This window comes from Burkholderia sp. SIMBA_062 (assembly GCF_046534765.1).
In the GTDB taxonomy this organism is placed as follows: Bacteria; Pseudomonadota; Gammaproteobacteria; order Burkholderiales; family Burkholderiaceae; genus Burkholderia; species Burkholderia ambifaria.
The window spans coordinates 1-18,163 of the sequence record NZ_JAWRYD010000059.1; the positions used below are offsets into that span (position 1 = coordinate 1).

General features: G+C 61.5%; 13 protein-coding genes, 1 tRNA gene and 1 pseudogene. All 15 read right to left on the bottom strand.

The window, feature by feature from the left end; genetic code table 11:
• Window positions 1-95 (bottom strand): GTP-binding protein (locus tag SB786_RS34575; protein ID WP_005434227.1); only part of this gene is annotated, 95 nt, incomplete at its 3' end.
• A 39-nt stretch (window positions 96-134) separates the two neighbouring features.
• Entirely contained in the window at window positions 135-2,237 is a 2,103-nt protein-coding gene (gene fusA, locus SB786_RS34580; protein ID WP_006759679.1) for an elongation factor G, read from the bottom strand.
• A gap of 123 nt (window positions 2,238-2,360) precedes the next feature.
• A complete protein-coding gene (gene rpsG / locus SB786_RS34585; protein WP_006477195.1) occupies window positions 2,361-2,831 on the bottom strand; it encodes a 30S ribosomal protein S7 in 471 nt (156 codons plus the stop codon).
• Window positions 2,832-3,003: 172 nt separating this feature from the next.
• The gene (gene rpsL, locus SB786_RS34590; protein WP_006400662.1) at window positions 3,004-3,384 is read right to left on the bottom strand and encodes a 30S ribosomal protein S12; all 381 of its coding nucleotides are present in this window, start codon (window positions 3,382-3,384) and stop codon (window positions 3,004-3,006) included.
• Window positions 3,385-3,612: 228 nt separating this feature from the next.
• Complete coding sequence (recQ, locus tag SB786_RS34595; RefSeq protein WP_165750748.1) at window positions 3,613-5,460, bottom strand: DNA helicase RecQ; 1,848 nt, start codon at window positions 5,458-5,460, stop codon at window positions 3,613-3,615.
• Window positions 5,461-5,704: 244 nt separating this feature from the next.
• Entirely contained in the window at window positions 5,705-9,946 is a 4,242-nt protein-coding gene (gene rpoC, locus SB786_RS34600) for a DNA-directed RNA polymerase subunit beta' (RefSeq protein ID WP_006753596.1), read from the bottom strand.
• A gap of 21 nt (window positions 9,947-9,967) precedes the next feature.
• Complete coding sequence (gene rpoB / locus SB786_RS34605) at window positions 9,968-14,074, bottom strand: DNA-directed RNA polymerase subunit beta (protein WP_410731347.1); 4,107 nt, start codon at window positions 14,072-14,074, stop codon at window positions 9,968-9,970.
• A 377-nt stretch (window positions 14,075-14,451) separates the two neighbouring features.
• The gene (gene rplL, locus SB786_RS34610) at window positions 14,452-14,826 is read right to left on the bottom strand and encodes a 50S ribosomal protein L7/L12 (protein WP_410731348.1); all 375 of its coding nucleotides are present in this window, start codon (window positions 14,824-14,826) and stop codon (window positions 14,452-14,454) included.
• A 63-nt stretch (window positions 14,827-14,889) separates the two neighbouring features.
• Entirely contained in the window at window positions 14,890-15,387 is a 498-nt protein-coding gene (rplJ, locus tag SB786_RS34615) for a 50S ribosomal protein L10 (protein ID WP_006753593.1), read from the bottom strand.
• 308 nt (window positions 15,388-15,695) lie between these two features.
• Window positions 15,696-16,394 (bottom strand): 50S ribosomal protein L1, encoded by a 699-nt coding sequence (rplA, locus tag SB786_RS34620; RefSeq protein WP_006759673.1) that lies wholly within the window; start codon window positions 16,392-16,394, stop codon window positions 15,696-15,698.
• Window positions 16,395-16,826, bottom strand: a complete 432-nt coding sequence (rplK, locus tag SB786_RS34625) for a 50S ribosomal protein L11 (RefSeq protein ID WP_006753591.1) — start codon at window positions 16,824-16,826, stop codon at window positions 16,395-16,397.
• Between the two features lie 142 nt (window positions 16,827-16,968).
• Window positions 16,969-17,526 (bottom strand): transcription termination/antitermination protein NusG, encoded by a 558-nt coding sequence (nusG, locus tag SB786_RS34630; RefSeq protein ID WP_006400672.1) that lies wholly within the window; start codon window positions 17,524-17,526, stop codon window positions 16,969-16,971.
• 1 nt (window position 17,527) lies between these two features.
• Window positions 17,528-17,908, bottom strand: coding sequence for a preprotein translocase subunit SecE (secE, locus tag SB786_RS34635; RefSeq protein WP_006482892.1), 381 nt, complete (start codon window positions 17,906-17,908; stop codon window positions 17,528-17,530).
• A 43-nt stretch (window positions 17,909-17,951) separates the two neighbouring features.
• Window positions 17,952-18,027: transfer RNA gene (locus SB786_RS34640), tRNA-Trp, on the bottom strand.
• 59 nt (window positions 18,028-18,086) lie between these two features.
• Window positions 18,087-18,163 (bottom strand): annotated as a pseudogene (locus SB786_RS34645) (elongation factor Tu); the annotation flags it as partial.

The following is an 18,163-nucleotide window of genomic DNA, read 5'->3' on the forward strand; positions in this document are numbered from 1 at the left end:
ATCGCTGCCGTCAGCGTCGTCTTGCCGTGGTCAACGTGACCGATCGTTCCAACGTTGACGTGCGGCTTGGTCCGCTCGAATTTACCTTTTGCCATGACTCTCTTCTTTCAAAAATAATCGATTGTGGTAACGAATTACTTCGTCTTCGCGCTGATGATCGCTTCTGCAACGTTCTTCGGAGCTTCAGCGTAGTGCTTGAACTCCATCGTGTACGTTGCGCGACCCTGCGTCAGCGAACGCAGCGACGTGGAATAGCCGAACATTTCCGACAACGGCACTTCGGCGCGCACGATCTTGCCGCCGCCCACCATGTCATCCATGCCCTGGATAATGCCGCGACGACCCGACAGGTCGCCCATCACGTTACCCATGAAGTCTTCCGGCGTTTCCACTTCCACGGCCATCATCGGCTCGAGCAGAACCGGATCCGCACGACGCATCGCTTCCTTGAACGCCATCGAACCGGCCATGCGGAACGCATTTTCGTTCGAGTCGACGTCGTGATACGAACCGAACGTCAGCGTGACCTTCACGTCGACGACCGGGAAGCCTGCCAGCACGCCGCTCTTCAGCGTTTCCTGGATACCCTTGTCAACCGACGGGATGTATTCGCGCGGAATCACGCCGCCCTTGATCGCGTCGACGAACTCGTAGCCCTTGCCCAGTTCGCTGCGCTCGAGCGTGATGACCGCATGGCCATACTGACCGCGGCCACCCGACTGCTTGACGAACTTGCCTTCGACGTCCGCGGCCGACTTGCGAATGGTTTCGCGATACGCCACCTGCGGCTTGCCGACGGTTGCTTCCACGCCGAATTCACGCTTCATCCGGTCGACCAGAATTTCGAGGTGGAGCTCGCCCATGCCCGAGATAATGGTTTGACCCGATTCTTCGTCGGTCTGCACGCGGAACGACGGATCTTCCTGAGCGAGACGGTTCAGCGCCAGGCCCATCTTCTCCTGGTCAGCCTTCGTCTTCGGCTCGACGGCCTGCGAAATCACCGGCTCCGGGAAAATCATGCGTTCGAGCACGATCGGATGTGCCGGATCGCACAGCGTGTCGCCCGTGGTCGCTTCCTTCAGGCCGACCGCAGCAGCGATGTCGCCTGCGCGCACTTCCTTGATTTCTTCGCGCTGGTTCGCGTGCATCTGCAGAATACGGCCGAGACGTTCCTTCTTGTCCTTGGTCGCATTGAGCAGCGTGTCGCCCGAATTGACGACGCCCGAGTAGACGCGGAAGAAGATCAGCTGGCCGACGAACGGGTCGGTCATGATCTTGAACGCGAGTGCCGCGAACTTCTCGTCGTCGGCCGCACGGCGCTCCGTCTTCTCGCCATTTTCGAGTTCGCCCGTAACCGGCGGAATATCGACCGGCGACGGCAGGAAATCGATCACGGCGTCGAGCATACGCTGCACGCCCTTGTTCTTGAACGCGGTACCGCACAGCATCGGCTGAATTTCGCACGCGATCGTACGGTCACGCAGACCCTTCACGATTTCGGCTTCGGTCAGTTCGCCCGCTTCCAGGTACTTGTTCATCAGGTCTTCGTTCGACTCTGCAGCCGCTTCGACCATCTTTTCACGCCATTCATTGCACGTGTCGACGAGTTCCGCCGGGATGTCCACGTAGTCGAACTTCGTGCCTTGGGACGCCTCGTCCCAAATGATCGCCTTCATCTTGATCAGGTCGACGACACCCTTGAAGCCTTCTTCAGCACCGATCGGCACCACGACCGGAACCGGGTTCGCCTTCAGGCGCAGACGGAGCTGGTCGTAGACCTTGAAGAAGTTCGCGCCGGTACGGTCCATCTTGTTGACGAACGCGAGACGGGGAACCTTGTACTTGTTGGCCTGGCGCCACACCGTTTCCGACTGCGGCTGCACGCCGCCCACTGCGCAGTACACCATGCACGCGCCGTCGAGCACGCGCATCGAGCGCTCCACTTCAATCGTGAAGTCGACGTGCCCCGGGGTGTCGATGATGTTGATGCGGTGTTCCGGATAGTTACCGCCCATGCCCTTCCAAAAGGCCGTGGTAGCAGCGGACGTGATCGTGATGCCACGCTCCTGTTCCTGCTCCATCCAGTCCATCGTGGCCGCGCCGTCGTGGACTTCACCGATCTTGTGGTTCACACCGGTGTAAAACAGAATGCGCTCGGTCGTCGTCGTTTTGCCGGCGTCGATGTGAGCGCTAATACCGATATTTCGGTAGCGCTCGATAGGAGTCTTGCGAGCCACTTTGATCCTCTACTAGGATGACATGATGCAGCCCTGCTGCATCATGCTTCAACACAAACGGGCGAGGCGCCTGAAAAGCGCACCCGCCCGGAATTTATTTCCGCTAACAGCCCAGACAGGCGCTTAGAAACGGAAATGCGAGAACGCGCGGTTGGCTTCTGCCATGCGGTGAACTTCGTCGCGCTTTTTCATCGCGCCGCCACGGCCTTCGGCCGCTTCGGAGAGTTCACCTGCCAGGCGCAGAGCCATCGACTTCTCGCTGCGCTTCTTCGCAGCCTCGCGCAGCCAGCGCATCGCCAATGCCATACGACGCGACGGGCGCACTTCGACCGGAACCTGATAGTTGGCACCACCAACGCGGCGGCTCTTCACTTCGACCACCGGCTTCACGTTGTTGAGCGCAACCGTGAACACTTCCAGCGGGTCCTTGCCACCCTTGGTCTGGATTTGTTCGAATGCGCCATAAACGATGCGCTCTGCGACCGACTTCTTGCCGGACAGCATCAGCATGTTCATGAACTTGGCTACATCAACGTTGCCGAACTTCGGATCCGGCAACACTTCCCGCTTGGGGACTTCGCGACGACGCGGCATGATTCTTCCTTTACCTGTTCAGTTGGAGCTGGATCCAGCCCCGCGGCCACCAACAAACCCGATCACATCTTCACGACTAACCAGCTTGGCCGGGTGACCACTTACTCGACAGCACCGGCAATCCGGCACTCCCGCCTTGACCGCCCTTGGGCGATCCCTGATCAAAAACTGCTTACTTGGCAGCCTTTGCACGCTTCGCGCCGTACTTCGAGCGCGCTTGCTTACGATCCTTGACGCCCTGGGTATCCAGCGAGCCGCGAACCATGTGGTAACGCACACCCGGCAAGTCCTTCACACGGCCGCCGCGGATCAGCACAACCGAGTGTTCCTGCAGGTTGTGGCCTTCACCGCCGATGTACGAAATCACTTCGAAGCCGTTCGTCAGACGAACCTTGGCGACCTTACGGAGTGCCGAGTTCGGCTTCTTCGGCGTCGTCGTGTACACACGGGTGCACACGCCGCGACGCTGGGGGCAGTCCTGCAGGGCCGGGCTCTTGCTCTTCGTCGTTTCCGACTGACGGCCTTTGCGAACCAGTTGGTTGATGGTTGGCATTGTTTATTCCTGAAATTGAACAAAATCTGCACATCGATTTCGGGCAAAGCGAGAATCGACGCACAGTTGACTTCCGACACCGGCGATACGGACACGAACGTTGGAACGCGACGCGGCCTGCCGAATACCGGAACCCAACATCATATTCCGGAAATGCCAACTAAGTCAACGGCTTGCGTGATTTGCCGGCCGCGCCAGCGGTTTACCGGAAGGGTCGGATCAGCTGTGTCACGCCGATTCGACGACGTCGATGATCTCGTCGCCGAAGCGTTCGAGCTTGCGCACGCCCATGCCGGGGATATGGCGCAGGTCCTCGATCGTCTCGGGCGCATTGCGCGCGATTTCGGCGAGCGTGGCGTCGTGGAAGATCACGTAGGCCGGCACGCCGTCGGACTTCGCGGTTTCCGCGCGCCACGCACGCAACGCATCCCAGCGGGCCCGCTCGCGCGCGCCCATGCCGGCCGTCGGGTCGACACGCGTGCCGCTGCGGCTGGACGACTGTCGCGTGCGCTGCGGCTTCACGTAGCGGCGCAGTGTGACCTTCTCCTCGTTCTTCAGCACCGGCTTCGCGGCCTCGGTCAGCATGAGCGCGCCGAATCCGCCATGGTCGACGGCCAGATAGCCGTATGCGACGAGCTGCCGGAAAATCGCGCGCCACTCGGGCTCGGACAGCGACGCACCGATCCCGAACGTACTGAGCTGGTCGTGACCGCGCTGCAGCACCTTCTCGGTGCGGCCGCCGCGCAGGATCTCGATCAGATGGCTCGAGCCGAAATTGAAGCCGCTCGCGCGCTGCGCGCGGAACACGCACGACAGCGCCATCTGCGCCTCGCGCGTCGCATCCCACGAATCGGGCGGCTCGAGGCAGGTGTCGCAGTTGCCGCACGGCTGGCTCGCCTCGCCGAAGTAGTTCAGCAACCGCACGCGCCGGCACGAGATCGTCTCGCACAGCCCGAGCAGCGCGTCGAGCTTCGACGTCTGGACGCGCTTGTGCGCGTCGTCCGCATCGGACTCGTCGATCATCTTGCGCTGCTGGACGACGTCGCCGAGGCCATACGCCATCCACGCGTTCGCCGGCATACCGTCGCGGCCCGCACGACCCGTTTCCTGGTAATAGCCTTCGACGCTCTTCGGCAAATCGAGGTGCGCGACGAAGCGCACGTCCGGCTTGTCGATGCCCATGCCGAACGCGATGGTCGCGCACATCACGACGCCTTCCTCGCGCTGGAACATCTCCTGGTGCTTCTGCCGCACCTCGAACTCCATCCCGGCGTGATATGGCAGCGCCCGCACGCCCTGCGCCTTCAGCCATTCGGCCGTTTCCTCGACCTTGCGGCGTGACAGGCAGTAGACGACGCCCGCGTCGGTCGTGCCGTCCGCGTTCGTATGCTCCGCGCGGATGAAGTCGAGCAGCTGCGAGCGCGCGTTGTCCTTCTCGACGATCCGGTACCGGATGTTCGGGCGATCGAAGCTCGACACGAACACCCGCGCATCGTCGAGCGCGAGGCGATGGATGATCTCGTCGCGCGTGATCGCGTCGGCGGTGGCCGTCAGCGCGATACGCGGCACCGACGGGAAGCGCTCGTGCAACACCGACAGCTGAATGTATTCGGGACGGAAGTCGTGACCCCACTGCGACACGCAGTGCGCCTCGTCGATCGCGAACAGGCCGATCCTCGCGCGTTCGAGCAGCTCGAGGAAGCGCCCCGTCATCAGCCGCTCGGGCGCCACATACAGCAGATCGATCTCGCCTTCGCGCAGCGCGCGCTCGGTCGCCGCGGCTTCGGCGCCCGACAGCGTCGAGTTCAGATACGCCGCGCGCACGCCGACTTCGCTGAGCGCGGCGACCTGGTCCTGCATCAGCGCGATCAGCGGCGACACGACGATGCCTGCGCCCTGCCCCGCCTCGCGGCGCAGCAGCGCCGGAATCTGGTAGCACAGCGACTTGCCGCCGCCGGTCGGCATCAGCACGAGGCAATCGCCGCCGCCGGCGACGTGTTCGACGATTTCGCCCTGCTGGCCGCGAAATGCGGAATAACCAAATACTTCGTCGAGGATTTCGAGGGCGCGGGACATGAATGAGAACGAGGACGGCGGAACGATGACCGCAATTTTAACAACCCGCTCGCGCAGCGCGCGGCGAATCGTGAAACGTTGGCCCATCGGACAGGGTTCGTGCGCGCGCATGACGGGCCTGCGCAACCGTGCGGCAAGCCCGTCATGAACGTGAACGACGGATAAAAAAAACCGCCCGGCGGGCCGGGCGGCTTCGATGACAGCGAATACGGCAACGCAAGGCGGCTCGCGCCGCCCATGCTGCTTACTCGGCTGCCGGGTGTTGCGGCTCTTCCGCCGGCGTGCTCGGCGTACCGAAGTCGAATGCCTCTTCCGCTGCGATCTGGTCGAAACGCTCGCGGTCGGACATCTCCTTCGCCTTGCGCGCCTTGTGGAACGCGAGACCCGTACCGGCCGGGATCAGACGGCCGACGATCACGTTTTCCTTCAGGCCGCGCAGATCGTCGCGCTTGCCCATGATCGCCGCTTCGGTCAGCACGCGGGTCGTTTCCTGGAACGATGCCGCCGAGATGAACGAGTCGGTGGACAGCGACGCCTTCGTGATACCGAGGAGCACGTTGTCGTACGAAGCCGGGCGCTTGTCCTCGGCGATCATGCGATCGTTCTCGTCCAGCATGTCGGAACGCTCGACCTGTTCGCCCGGGATGAAGCGCGTATCACCGTTGTCGGTGATCTGCACACGACGCAGCATCTGGCGAACGATCACCTCGATGTGCTTGTCGTTGATCTTCACGCCCTGCAGACGATACACGTCCTGCACTTCGTCGACGATGTAGCGCGACAGCGCCTCGATACCCTGCAGACGCAGGATGTCGTGCGGATCGGCCGGGCCGTCCACGATCATTTCGCCCTTGTTGACGACCTGAGCATCGTGGACCAGCACCTGCTTTTCCTTCGCGATCAGGAACTCGTGCTGATTGCCTTCGAGGTCCGTGATGACGAGACGCTGCTTGCCCTTCGTGTCCTTGCCGAACGACGTCGTACCGGTGACTTCCGCGAGAATGCCGGCATCCTTCGGCGAACGCGCTTCGAACAGTTCCGCCACCCGCGGCAGACCGCCGGTAATGTCACGCGTCTTCTGCGCTTCGGTCGGGATACGTGCGAGCACTTCACCCACCTGCACTTGCTGGCCGTCCTTCACGGTGATCAGCGCGCCGACCTGGAAGCCGATCTGCACGGCGTGTTCCGTGCCCGGGATCTTCACTTCCTCGCCGTTCGCGTCGAGCAGCTTCACCTGCGGACGCACGCTCTTCGAAGCTTGCGAACCACGGCGCTTCACGTCGATCACGACCAGCGTCGACAGGCCGGTCACGTCGTCGATCTGCTTCGCGACGGTCACGCCTTCCTCGACGTTCTCGAACTTCACCGTACCACCGTACTCGGTGATGATCGGACGCGTCATCGGATCCCACGTCGCCAGCTGCGTGCCGGCCTTGATCGCCGCGCCGTCGAGCTGCAGCAGCGTCGCGCCGTACGGGATTTTGTGACGTTCGCGCTCGCGGCCGATATCGTCGGTGATCAGCGCCTCGCCCGAACGCGAAATGACGATCTGCTCGCCCTTCGCGTTGGTGACGTAACGCATCGTGGCCGTGAAGCGCACGATACCGTTGCTCTTCGCTTCGACCGACGACGCCACTGCCGCACGCGATGCCGCACCACCGATGTGGAACGTACGCATCGTCAGCTGCGTGCCCGGTTCGCCGATCGACTGTGCCGCGATCACGCCGACCGCTTCGCCGACGTTCACGAGCGAGCCGCGGCCCAGGTCACGGCCGTAGCAGGCCGCGCACAGACCGTAACGCGTTTCGCAGGTCAGCGGCGTGCGCACGCGCACTTCGTCGATGCCGAGGCGTTCGATTTCCTCGACCGCCGTTTCGTCGAGCAGCGTGCCCGATTCGTACAGCGTTTCCTGCGTTTCCGGGTTCACGACGTCCGCGACCGCGACGCGGCCGAGGATACGGTCGCGCAGCGCTTCGACGACTTCACCGCCTTCGACCAGCGCCTTCATCGCCACGCCGTTCGACGTGCCGCAATCGTCCTCGACCACCACCAGATCCTGCGTGACGTCGACGAGACGACGCGTCAGGTAACCCGAGTTCGCGGTCTTCAGTGCCGTATCAGCCAGACCCTTACGTGCACCGTGGGTCGAGATGAAGTACTGCAACACGTTCAGGCCTTCGCGGAAGTTCGCGGTAATCGGCGTCTCGATAATCGAGCCGTCCGGCTTCGCCATCAGGCCCCGCATACCGGCCAGCTGACGAATCTGCACCGCCGAACCCCGGGCGCCCGAGTCGGCCATCATGTAGATCGAGTTGAACGACTCCTGGCGCGTCTCGTTGCCGTCGCGGTCCGTCACCGGCTCCGTCGACAGCTGCTCCATCATCGCCTTGCCGACCGCTTCCGACGTTGCCGACCAGATGTCGACCACGTTGTTGTAGCGTTCCTGCGCGGTGACGAGACCCGACATGTACTGGCGGTCGTACTCCTTCACCTTCTTCGCGGCATCGCCGACGATCGTTTCCTTCTGCGGCGGCACGAGCATGTCGTCGACGCAGATCGAAATACCGGCACGCGTCGCGAGACGGAAACCCGACTGCATCAGCTGGTCGGCGAACACGACCGTCGCACGCAGACCGCACTTGCGGAATGCGGTGTTGATCAGGCGCGAGATTTCCTTCTTCTTCAGCGGCTTGTTCAGCACCGAGAACGGCAGGCCGTGCGGCAGGATCTCCGACAGGATCGCGCGACCGACGGTCGTCGCGTACAGCGAGATCTTCGGCACGAATTGCGGCGCGCCTTCCGACGTGTCCTCGTTGCGAACCATTTCGGTGATCCGCACGTTGACGCGCGACGCCAGCTCGACTTCCTTGTTCTCGTACGCGCGGATTACTTCCGACACGCCGGTGAACGACAGGCCTTCGCCCTTGGCGTTGATCGCTTCGCGGGTCGCGTAGTACAGACCCAGCACGATATCCTGCGACGGCACGATCGACGGATCGCCGTTGGCCGGGAACAGCACGTTGTTCGACGCCAGCATCAGCGTACGCGCTTCCATCTGCGCTTCGAGCGACAGCGGCACGTGAACGGCCATCTGGTCACCGTCGAAGTCGGCGTTGAACGCCGCGCAGACGAGCGGGTGCAGCTGGATCGCCTTGCCTTCGATCAGCACGGGTTCGAACGCCTGGATACCGAGACGGTGCAGCGTCGGCGCACGGTTCAGCATCACCGGATGCTCGCGGATCACCTCTTCGAGGATGTCCCACACCACCGGCGTCTGGTTCTCGACTTCCTTCTTCGCAGCCTTGATGGTCGTCGCGACGCCCATCACTTCCAGCTTGTTGAAGATGAACGGCTTGAACAGTTCGAGCGCCATCAGCTTCGGCAGACCGCACTGATGCAGCTTCAGCGTCGGGCCGACCACGATGACCGAACGGCCCGAGTAGTCGACGCGCTTGCCCAGCAGGTTCTGACGGAAACGGCCGCCCTTACCCTTGATCATGTCGGCGAGCGACTTCAGCGGACGCTTGTTCGCGCCCGTCATCGCCTTGCCGCGACGACCGTTGTCGAGCAGCGAGTCGACGGCTTCCTGCAGCATCCGCTTTTCGTTGCGGACGATGATTTCAGGCGCCTTCAGCTCGAGCAGACGCTTCAACCGGTTGTTACGGTTGATCACGCGGCGATACAGGTCGTTCAGGTCCGACGTCGCGAAACGGCCGCCGTCCAGCGGCACGAGCGGACGCAGTTCCGGCGGCAGCACCGGCAGCACTTCGAGGATCATCCACTCGGGCTTGATGCCCGAGCGCTGGAATGCCTCGAGGACCTTCAGGCGCTTCGCGTACTTCTTGATCTTCGCTTCCGAGCCGGTGTTCTTCAGCTCGGTGCGCAGCGTCTCGACCTGCTCGTCGATGTTGATCGCGCGCAGCAGTTCACGCACGCCTTCCGCGCCCATCTCGGCACGGAATTCGTCGCCGTATTCCTCGACCTTGTTGTAGTAATCCTCTTCGGTCATGATCTGCCGCGCCTTCAGCGGCGTCATGCCCGGTTCGATCACCACGTACGCTTCGAAATACAGCACGCGTTCGATGTCGCGCAGCGTCATGTCGAGCACCATGCCCAGACGCGACGGCAGCGACTTCAGGAACCAGATGTGCGCGACCGGCGAGGCCAGTTCGATGTGGCCCATGCGTTCGCGACGCACCTTCGCCAGCGTCACTTCGACGCCGCACTTCTCGCAGATCACGCCGCGGTGCTTCAGGCGCTTGTACTTGCCGCACAGGCACTCGTAGTCCTTGATCGGCCCGAAGATCTTCGCGCAGAACAGACCATCGCGTTCCGGCTTGAACGTACGGTAGTTGATGGTCTCCGGCTTCTTCACTTCGCCGAACGACCACGAACGGATCTTGTCCGGCGAGGCCAGACCGATCTTGATCGCGTCGAAAACTTCTTCCTGTTGGACTTGCTTGAATAGATCGAGCAGAGCTTTCATTGCCTTCTCTCCGTAGTCCGATTAATTGCGGTCGAGATCGATATCGATACCGAGCGAGCGGATTTCCTTCACGAGCACGTTGAAGGATTCCGGCATGCCTGCATCGATGACATGATCGCCCTTGACCAGGTTCTCATAGACCTTGGTCCGGCCGTTCACGTCGTCCGACTTCACCGTCAGCATTTCCTGCAGCACGTAGGACGCGCCGTACGCTTCGAGCGCCCACACTTCCATTTCACCGAAACGCTGGCCACCGAACTGCGCCTTACCACCCAGCGGCTGCTGCGTGACGAGCGAGTACGGGCCCGTCGAACGCGCGTGCATCTTGTCGTCGACCAAGTGGTGCAGCTTCAGGTAGTGCATGTAGCCAAGCGTTACCCGACGTTCGAACATTTCACCCGTGCGGCCGTCGTACAGACGGACCTGGTTCTTCGATGGGTTCATGCCGAGCTGTTCGGCGATGTCGTCCGGGAACGCGAGGTCGAGCATCTTGCCCATTTCTTCCTCGGTCGCACCGTCGAACACCGGCGTCGCGAACGGCACGCCTTCGCGCAGGTTCTTCGCGAGTTCGAGGATCTCGTCGTCGGTGAAGCTTTCCAGATCTTCCTTGCGGCCCGAGTCGTTGTAGATCTTCGTCAGGAATGCGCGCATTTCCTCGATCTTCGTCTGACGCTGCAGCATTTCGCCGATACGCCAGCCGAGGCCCTTCGCGGCCCAGCCGAGGTGCACTTCCAGAACCTGACCCACGTTCATCCGCGACGGCACGCCGAGCGGGTTCAGCACGACGTCGGCCGGACGGCCGTCGGCCATGTACGGCATGTCTTCGATCGGGACGATCTTCGACACGACACCCTTGTTACCGTGACGGCCTGCCATCTTGTCGCCAGGCTGCAGACGACGCTTCACCGCGAGGTACACCTTGACCATCTTCAGCACGCCCGGCGGCAGTTCGTCGCCTTGCGTGAGCTTCTTGCGCTTTTCTTCGAACGCGAGGTCGAACTGGTGACGCTTTTCTTCGATCGAGTTCTTGATCGCTTCGAGCTGCGCCGCTGCTTCGTCGTCCGCCAGGCGGATGTCGAACCAGTGGTAGTGGTCGAGGTCTTCCAGGTAAGCCTGGTCGATCTTCGTGCCCTTCGCGAGCTTCTTCGGACCGCCGTTCGCGACCTTGCCCACGAGCATGCGCGCGAGACGCTGGAACGCGTCGCCTTCCACGATGCGCAGCTGGTCGTTCAGGTCGAGACGGTAGCGCTTCAGTTCGTCGTCGATGATCTGTTGCGCACGCTTGTCGCGCTGGATGCCTTCACGCGTGAACACCTGAACGTCGATCACGGTACCGCTCATGCCCGACGGCACGCGCAGCGACGTGTCCTTCACGTCCGATGCCTTCTCGCCGAAGATCGCGCGCAGCAGCTTTTCTTCCGGCGTCAGCTGGGTCTCGCCCTTCGGCGTGACCTTGCCGACCAGCACGTCGCCCGCTTCGACTTCCGCACCGATGTACACGATGCCCGATTCGTCGAGACGGCCGAGCTGGACTTCCGCCAGGTTCGAGATGTCGCGCGTGATTTCTTCCGGCCCGAGCTTCGTGTCGCGTGCAACGACGTTCAGCTCTTCGATGTGGATCGACGTGTAGCGATCGTCGGCAACCACCTTCTCCGAGATCAGGATCGAATCCTCGAAGTTGTAGCCGTTCCACGGCATGAACGCGATCAGCATGTTCTGGCCGAGCGCGAGCTCGCCCAGGTCCGTCGAGGCGCCGTCGGCCAGCACGTCGCCGCGCGAGACCTTGTCGCCCATCTTCACGATCGGACGCTGGTTGATGTTCGTGTTCTGGTTCGAACGCGTGTACTTGATCAGGTTGTAGATGTCGACACCGACTTCACCTGCGACGGCTTCGTCGTCGTTCACGCGAATCACGATACGGCCTGCGTCGACATAGTCGACGACGCCGCCGCGGAACGCCTGAACCGTCGTGCCCGAGTCGACCGCGCAGGTGCGCTCGATGCCCGTACCGACGACCGGCTTCTCCGGACGCAGACACGGCACGGCCTGACGCTGCATGTTCGAACCCATCAGTGCACGGTTCGCATCGTCGTGCTCGAGGAACGGGATCAGCGAAGCTGCAACCGACACGATCTGCGACGGCGCGACGTCCATGTACTGGATACGGTCCGGCGTGACCATCATCGTTTCGCCGGCTTCACGCGACGATACGAGTTCGTCGACCAGCTGGCCATTCTCGTCGATCGCGGCGTTCGCCTGAGCGATCATGTAGCGGCCTTCCTCGATCGCCGACAGGTAATCGATCTGGTCGGTCACCTTGCTGTCCACGACCTTGCGGTACGGCGTCTCGAGGAAGCCGTACTCGTTCAGGTGCGCGTACAGTGCGAGCGAGTTGATCAGGCCGATGTTCGGACCTTCCGGCGTTTCGATCGGGCACACGCGGCCATAGTGGGTCGGGTGCACGTCGCGAACTTCGAAGCCTGCGCGCTCGCGCGTCAGACCGCCCGGGCCCAGTGCGGAAACACGGCGCTTGTGCGTGATTTCCGACAGCGGGTTGGTCTGGTCCATGAACTGCGACAGCTGCGACGAACCGAAGAACTCGCGGATCGCCGACGAAATCGGCTTCGAGTTGATCAGGTCGTGCGGCATCAGGTTTTCGCTTTCGGCCTGGCCGAGGCGTTCCTTGACCGCGCGCTCGACACGCACGAGACCCGCGCGGAACTGGTTTTCCGCCAGTTCGCCGACACAACGCACGCGACGATTGCCGAGGTGGTCGATGTCGTCCACTTCGCCCTTGCCGTTGCGCAGCTCGACGAGGATCTTGATCGTCGCGAGGATGTCGTCGTCCTGCAGCGTCATCGGGCCGGTGATCTCGTCACGGCTGACGCGGCGGTTGAACTTCATACGGCCGACCTTCGACAGGTCGTACGCTTCTTCGCTGTAGAACAGACGGTTGAACAGCGCCTCGACCGCTTCTTCGGTCGGCGGCTCGCCCGGACGCATCATGCGGTAGATCGCAATGCGCGCGGCCGTCCTGTCGGTCGTTTCGTCGACACGCAGCGTCGACGAGATGTACGGACCCTGGTCCAGATCGTTCGTGTAGAGCGTCTGGATTTCCTTGATGCCGGCTTCGCGCAGCTTCTCGAGCACGCTTTCCGTGACTTCGTCGTTCGCGCTCGCGATCACTTCGCCGGTGTCGCCGTCGACGACGTTCTTCGCCAGCACGCGGCCGAGCAGATAGTCTTCCGGCACCGAGATGAACTTGGTCTTCGCGGCTTCGAGGTCGCGAATGTGCTTCGCGTTGATCCGCTTGTCCTTCTGGACGATGACCTTGCCGTCGCGATCCGTGATGTCGAAGCGCGCGACTTCACCACGCAGACGCTCGGGCACGAACTCGAGTTGCGCGCCTTCGTCCATCAGCGTGAAGTTGTCGAACACGAAGAAGTTCGCGAGGATCTGTTCCGGCGTGAGGCCGATGGCCTTCAGCAGGATCGTGACCGGCATCTTGCGGCGACGGTCGACGCGGAAGTACAGGATGTCCTTCGGATCGAATTCGAAGTCGAGCCACGAGCCGCGGTACGGAATGATCCGTGCCGAGAACAGCAGCTTGCCCGAGCTGTGCGTCTTGCCCTTGTCGTGTTCGAAGAACACGCCCGGCGAACGGTGCAGCTGCGAGACGATGACACGCTCGGTGCCGTTGATGACGAACGAGCCCGTCGGCGTCATGAGCGGAATTTCGCCCATGTACACTTCCTGCTCCTTCACTTCCTTGACGACCGGCTTGTTCGGCGACTCCTTGTCGAGGATGACGAGGCGGACCTTCGCGCGCAGCGCGGAGCAGTACGTCAGGCCCCGCTGCTGGCATTCCTTGATGTTGAATGCCGGCGAGGACAGCGCATAGCTCACGAACTCGAGGCGCGCAAAACCGTTGTGCGAAACAATGGGAAATACCGATGTGAAGGCGGCCTGCAAACCTTCAGGCTTGCGTTGCGTGCCCGGCACATCGGCTTGCAGAAACGTGCTGAATGATTCAAGCTGGGTGGCCAGCAAGAACGGAACTTGGTGAACGATGGAGCGCTTCGCGAAACTCTTGCGAATGCGCTTCTTCTCGGTGAAGGAATATTGCATACGATCTCCGAATCACGGCGGGTGCTGTCGAGGCGGGATACCTGGACGTTTCAAACCCGAGTGTTCACCGACTGAGACCCGATGGCCGCCCGATGGCTTGAACGAGCCGAGAAGCTTGGTGGTTGGCCGCTACCAACCGCTGGCTGACGGCAGCGGATGCCTATGTTGCCCGCTACCCGACCAAACTTGCCTTCTGCAGTCGCTTCAGAAGACAAAGAGAAACGCCAATCGTGACCATTGACAACGATTTGGCGGTTTTCTTTGGCTTCTGGGGCCGATCATTCGGGCTCCCAAAAGAGTGCCAGAATAACGTCCCCACAAAGCACAAAAAGGCCGGCGGTGAAAATACCGCCAGCCTTCGCACAGCGCGTCGAAACTTACTTGACTTCGACCTTCGCGCCCGCGTCTTCCAGCTTCTTCTTGGCTTCGTCCGCAGCAGCCTTGTCGACGCCTTCCTTGACAGCCTTCGGTGCGCCGTCAACGACGTCCTTCGCTTCCTTCAGGCCCAGGCCCGTCAGTTCGCGAACTGCCTTGATGACTGCAACCTTGTTGCTGCCTGCTTCAGTCAGGACGACCGTGAATTCGGTCTTCTCTTCTACAGCAGCAGCAGCGCCGCCGCCTGCCGGGCCAGCGACTGCCACTGCAGCTGCCGACACGCCAAACTTCTCTTCGAATGCCTTGACCAGTTCGTTCAGTTCCAGAACGGTCATCCCTTCGACTGCTGCCAGGATGTCTTCTTTTGCGATTGCCATTTGAAATACTCCTAAATTGAATTCGGATACAGCCAGCGATCAGTGACGCTGATGCATGTTCGCTTACGCAGCTTCTGCTTGCTTCTTCTCGGCCAGCGCGGCGAGAGCACGCGCGAAGCCCGAAACAGGCGATTGCATAACGAACAGCAGCTTCGAGAGCAGTTCTTCACGGCTCGGGATGCTTGCCAGCGCTTGCACGCCAGCCTTGTCCATCACCTTGCCATCGAACGAACCAGCCTTGATGACCAACTTGTCATTGCCCTTGCTGAAGTCGTTGACGACCTTAGCAGCAGCAATTGCATCTTCAGAGATGCCGTAGATCAACGGACCAGTCATCTGCTCTGCCAGCGGAGCAAACGGCGTACCTTCAACAGCGCGACGCGCCAGCGTGTTCTTCAACACGCGCAGGTACACCTGCTTCTCACGCGCTTGCGCGCGCAGCTTGGTCAGATCGCCAACCGCAATTCCACGATACTCAGCCAGCACAACGGTCTGGGCCTTCGCGACTTGCGCGGCAACCTCAGCGACGACGGCTTGCTTGTCTTCTCTATTAAGCGGCACGGTTAGCCTCCAGAAACGATACGTTCGGCGTGGCCGGTATGGCCGAAACCTCACGCACCTCGTTCAACAACGGCGTCCGACCTCGTTAGGAGTATTTCCACCTCACGCCGTGAATCGCTTCACGACCTGCGGCTTCACCACTGCAAAACTTTTTCGGGTTCGCCATCTGCGTTGGCTTGAATTAAGGGATCGCCTGCCTGCTGCGCCCCACCAACGGTCTTTGATAACCGGTTGCCCGCCCTACTGCACGAACAACCGCCCAAAGCCCATGTAGGCCGCTTCGCGAACGAAGCGGCCCGGATACTTGCTTACTGTGCTGCCAGCGTAGCCTGGTCGACACGCAGGCCGACGCCCATCGTGCTCGACAGTGCGACCTTGCGCAGGTAGACACCCTTGCTCGTTGCCGGCTTCGCCTTCTGCAGCGCTTCGATCAGTGCCGACAGGTTCGAGCGCAGTGCAGCAGCTTCGAACGATGCGCGGCCGATGGTCGCGTGGATGATACCGGCCTTGTCGACACGGAATTGCACCTGACCAGCCTTCGCGTTCTTGACTGCCGTCGCGACGTCCGGCGTGACCGTGCCGACCTTCGGGTTCGGCATCAGGCCGCGCGGGCCGAGGATCTGACCGAGCGTACCGACGATACGCATCGTGTCCGGCGAAGCGATCACGATGTCGAAGTCCATCTGGCCAGCCTTGATCTGCTCAGCCAGGTCTTCCATACCGACGATTTCCGCACCTGCCGCACGAGCCTGCTCGGCCTTCTCGCCTTGCGCGAACACGGCAACGCGAACCGACTTGCCCGTACCTGCCGGCAGAACGACCGAACCACGAACGACCTGGTCCGACTTCTTCGCATCGATGCCGAGCTGGACTGCGACGTCGATCGATTCGTCGAACTTCGCGCTCGCGCATTCCTTCACGAGTGCCAGTGCGTCTTCGATCGCGTACAGCTTCTGACGGTCGACCTTGGCGGCAAATGCCTGACGGCGCTTGGAGATCTTAGCCATTTACACGCCCTCCACAGTGATGCCCATCGAGCGTGCGCTACCAGCGATGGTGCGAACGGCTGCGTCCAGATCAGCTGCCGTAAGGTCCGGCATCTTGGTCTTGGCGATTTCTTCGGCTTGAGCGCGCGTGATCGAACCGACCTTGTCGGTGTGCGGTTTGCTCGAGCCCTTGTCCACCTTCGCCGCCTTCTTGATCAGGACGGTCGCCGGCGGCGTCTTCATCACGAACGTGAAGCTCTTGTCAGCGAATGCCGTGATGACCACCGGCACCGGCAGACCCGGCTCCATACCTTGAGTCTGCGCGTTGAACGCCTTGCAGAACTCCATGATGTTCAGGCCGCGCTGGCCCAGTGCCGGACCGACCGGCGGCGACGGGTTGGCTTTACCTGCAGGAATCTGCAGCTTGATAAAGCCGACAATCTTCTTTGCCATTTGTAAACCTCGTTGGAACGCCAGGCGGCGTTCGGTGAGTGATAACGCGCGTTCGCCGCTGGCTACTGACGCTCCTCAACGGCCATAACGCGGGCCGTAAGCGCGAAGGTGGGCAGCCGCGAGGCTGCCCACCGAATCGGGATCAAACTTTTTCGACCTGACCGAACTCGAGTTCGACCGGGGTGGAGCGGCCAAAGATGGTGACCGACACACGCACGCGCGATTTTTCGTAGTTGACTTCTTCGACCGTGCCATTGAAGTCCGTGAACGGACCTTCCTTGACACGCACCATCTCGCCAACTTCGAACAGGGTCTTCGGCCGCGGCTTCTCGACGCCTTCCTGCATCTGCGACATGATCTTTTCGACTTCCTTCGGGGAAATCGGAGTCGGGCGGTTACGCGCACCGCCGACGAAACCGGTGACCTTCGCCGTATTCTTCACGAGGTGCCACGTTTCGTCCGTCATTTCCATTTCCACCAGCACGTAGCCGGGGAAGAAACGACGCTCGGTCACAGCCTTGTGGCCGCCTTTGACTTCGACCACTTCTTCGGTCGGAACCAGGATCTGGCCGAATTTGTCCTGCATGCCAGCACGTTCGATGCGCTCTTGAAGCGCGCGTTGCACGCTCTTCTCCATACCGGAGTAGGCGTGCACGACGTACCAACGCTTTCCGCTCGGGGATGCCGGAGTATCGCTCATATCATTTCCATCCCAGAATCGCCGAGAAAATCACCCACTCGATCGATTTGTCGCTCAACCAGAGAAAAATCGCCATCACGAGCACGAAACCGAACACGACGAGGGTGGTTTGCGTTGCTTCCTTGCGGGTCGGCCAAACGACCTTGCGGACTTCCTTGTACGAATCCTTGGCAAACGCGATAAGGCTCTTGCCAGGCGCGGACATCAGACCGACGGCCACGCCGGCGATGATACCTACCGCCAATGCGGCACCGCGGACATACCACTGCTGGTTGGCCAGCCAGAAGAAGCCCACGAATCCGGCCAAGACCAACAATACGCCCAGGGCCAGCATCAGCTTATCGCCGGAGGTATTTACAGTTTCGACGGATGGATTCGCCATAACACCTTAAAACAAATGCCACGTGGGACCACGTGGCGATTTTTGGCAGGGGCAGAGGGAATCGAACCCCCAACCTTCGGTTTTGGAGACCGACGCTCTGCCAGTTGAGCTATACCCCTAAACCATGTTGGGGCCGGCTGCTGCCAGCCCCAAAACTGTCGATCAACGAATAACTGGCTTACTCGATGATCTTGGCGACGACGCCGGCGCCGACGGTACGGCCACCTTCGCGGATTGCGAAGCGCAGACCTTCTT

Bases quoted from the DNA above. Each gene is read 5' to 3' on its own strand.
- rpoB (WP_410731347.1), bottom strand. From the start codon at position 14,074: ATGCAATATTCCTTCACCGAGAAGAAGCGCATTCGCAAGAGTTTCGCG.
- rpoC (WP_006753596.1), bottom strand. From the start codon at position 9,946: ATGAAAGCTCTGCTCGATCTATTCAAGCAAGTCCAACAGGAAGAAGTT.
- secE (WP_006482892.1), bottom strand. From the start codon at position 17,908: ATGGCGAATCCATCCGTCGAAACTGTAAATACCTCCGGCGATAAGCTG.
- rpsG (WP_006477195.1), bottom strand. From the start codon at position 2,831: ATGCCGCGTCGTCGCGAAGTCCCCAAGCGGGAAGTGTTGCCGGATCCG.
- rplA (WP_006759673.1), bottom strand. From the start codon at position 16,394: ATGGCTAAGATCTCCAAGCGCCGTCAGGCATTTGCCGCCAAGGTCGAC.
- nusG (WP_006400672.1), bottom strand. From the start codon at position 17,526: ATGAGCGATACTCCGGCATCCCCGAGCGGAAAGCGTTGGTACGTCGTG.
- rpsL (WP_006400662.1), bottom strand. From the start codon at position 3,384: ATGCCAACCATCAACCAACTGGTTCGCAAAGGCCGTCAGTCGGAAACG.
- rplK (WP_006753591.1), bottom strand. From the start codon at position 16,826: ATGGCAAAGAAGATTGTCGGCTTTATCAAGCTGCAGATTCCTGCAGGT.
- recQ (WP_165750748.1), bottom strand. From the start codon at position 5,460: ATGTCCCGCGCCCTCGAAATCCTCGACGAAGTATTTGGTTATTCCGCA.
- rplL (WP_410731348.1), bottom strand. From the start codon at position 14,826: ATGGCAATCGCAAAAGAAGACATCCTGGCAGCAGTCGAAGGGATGACC.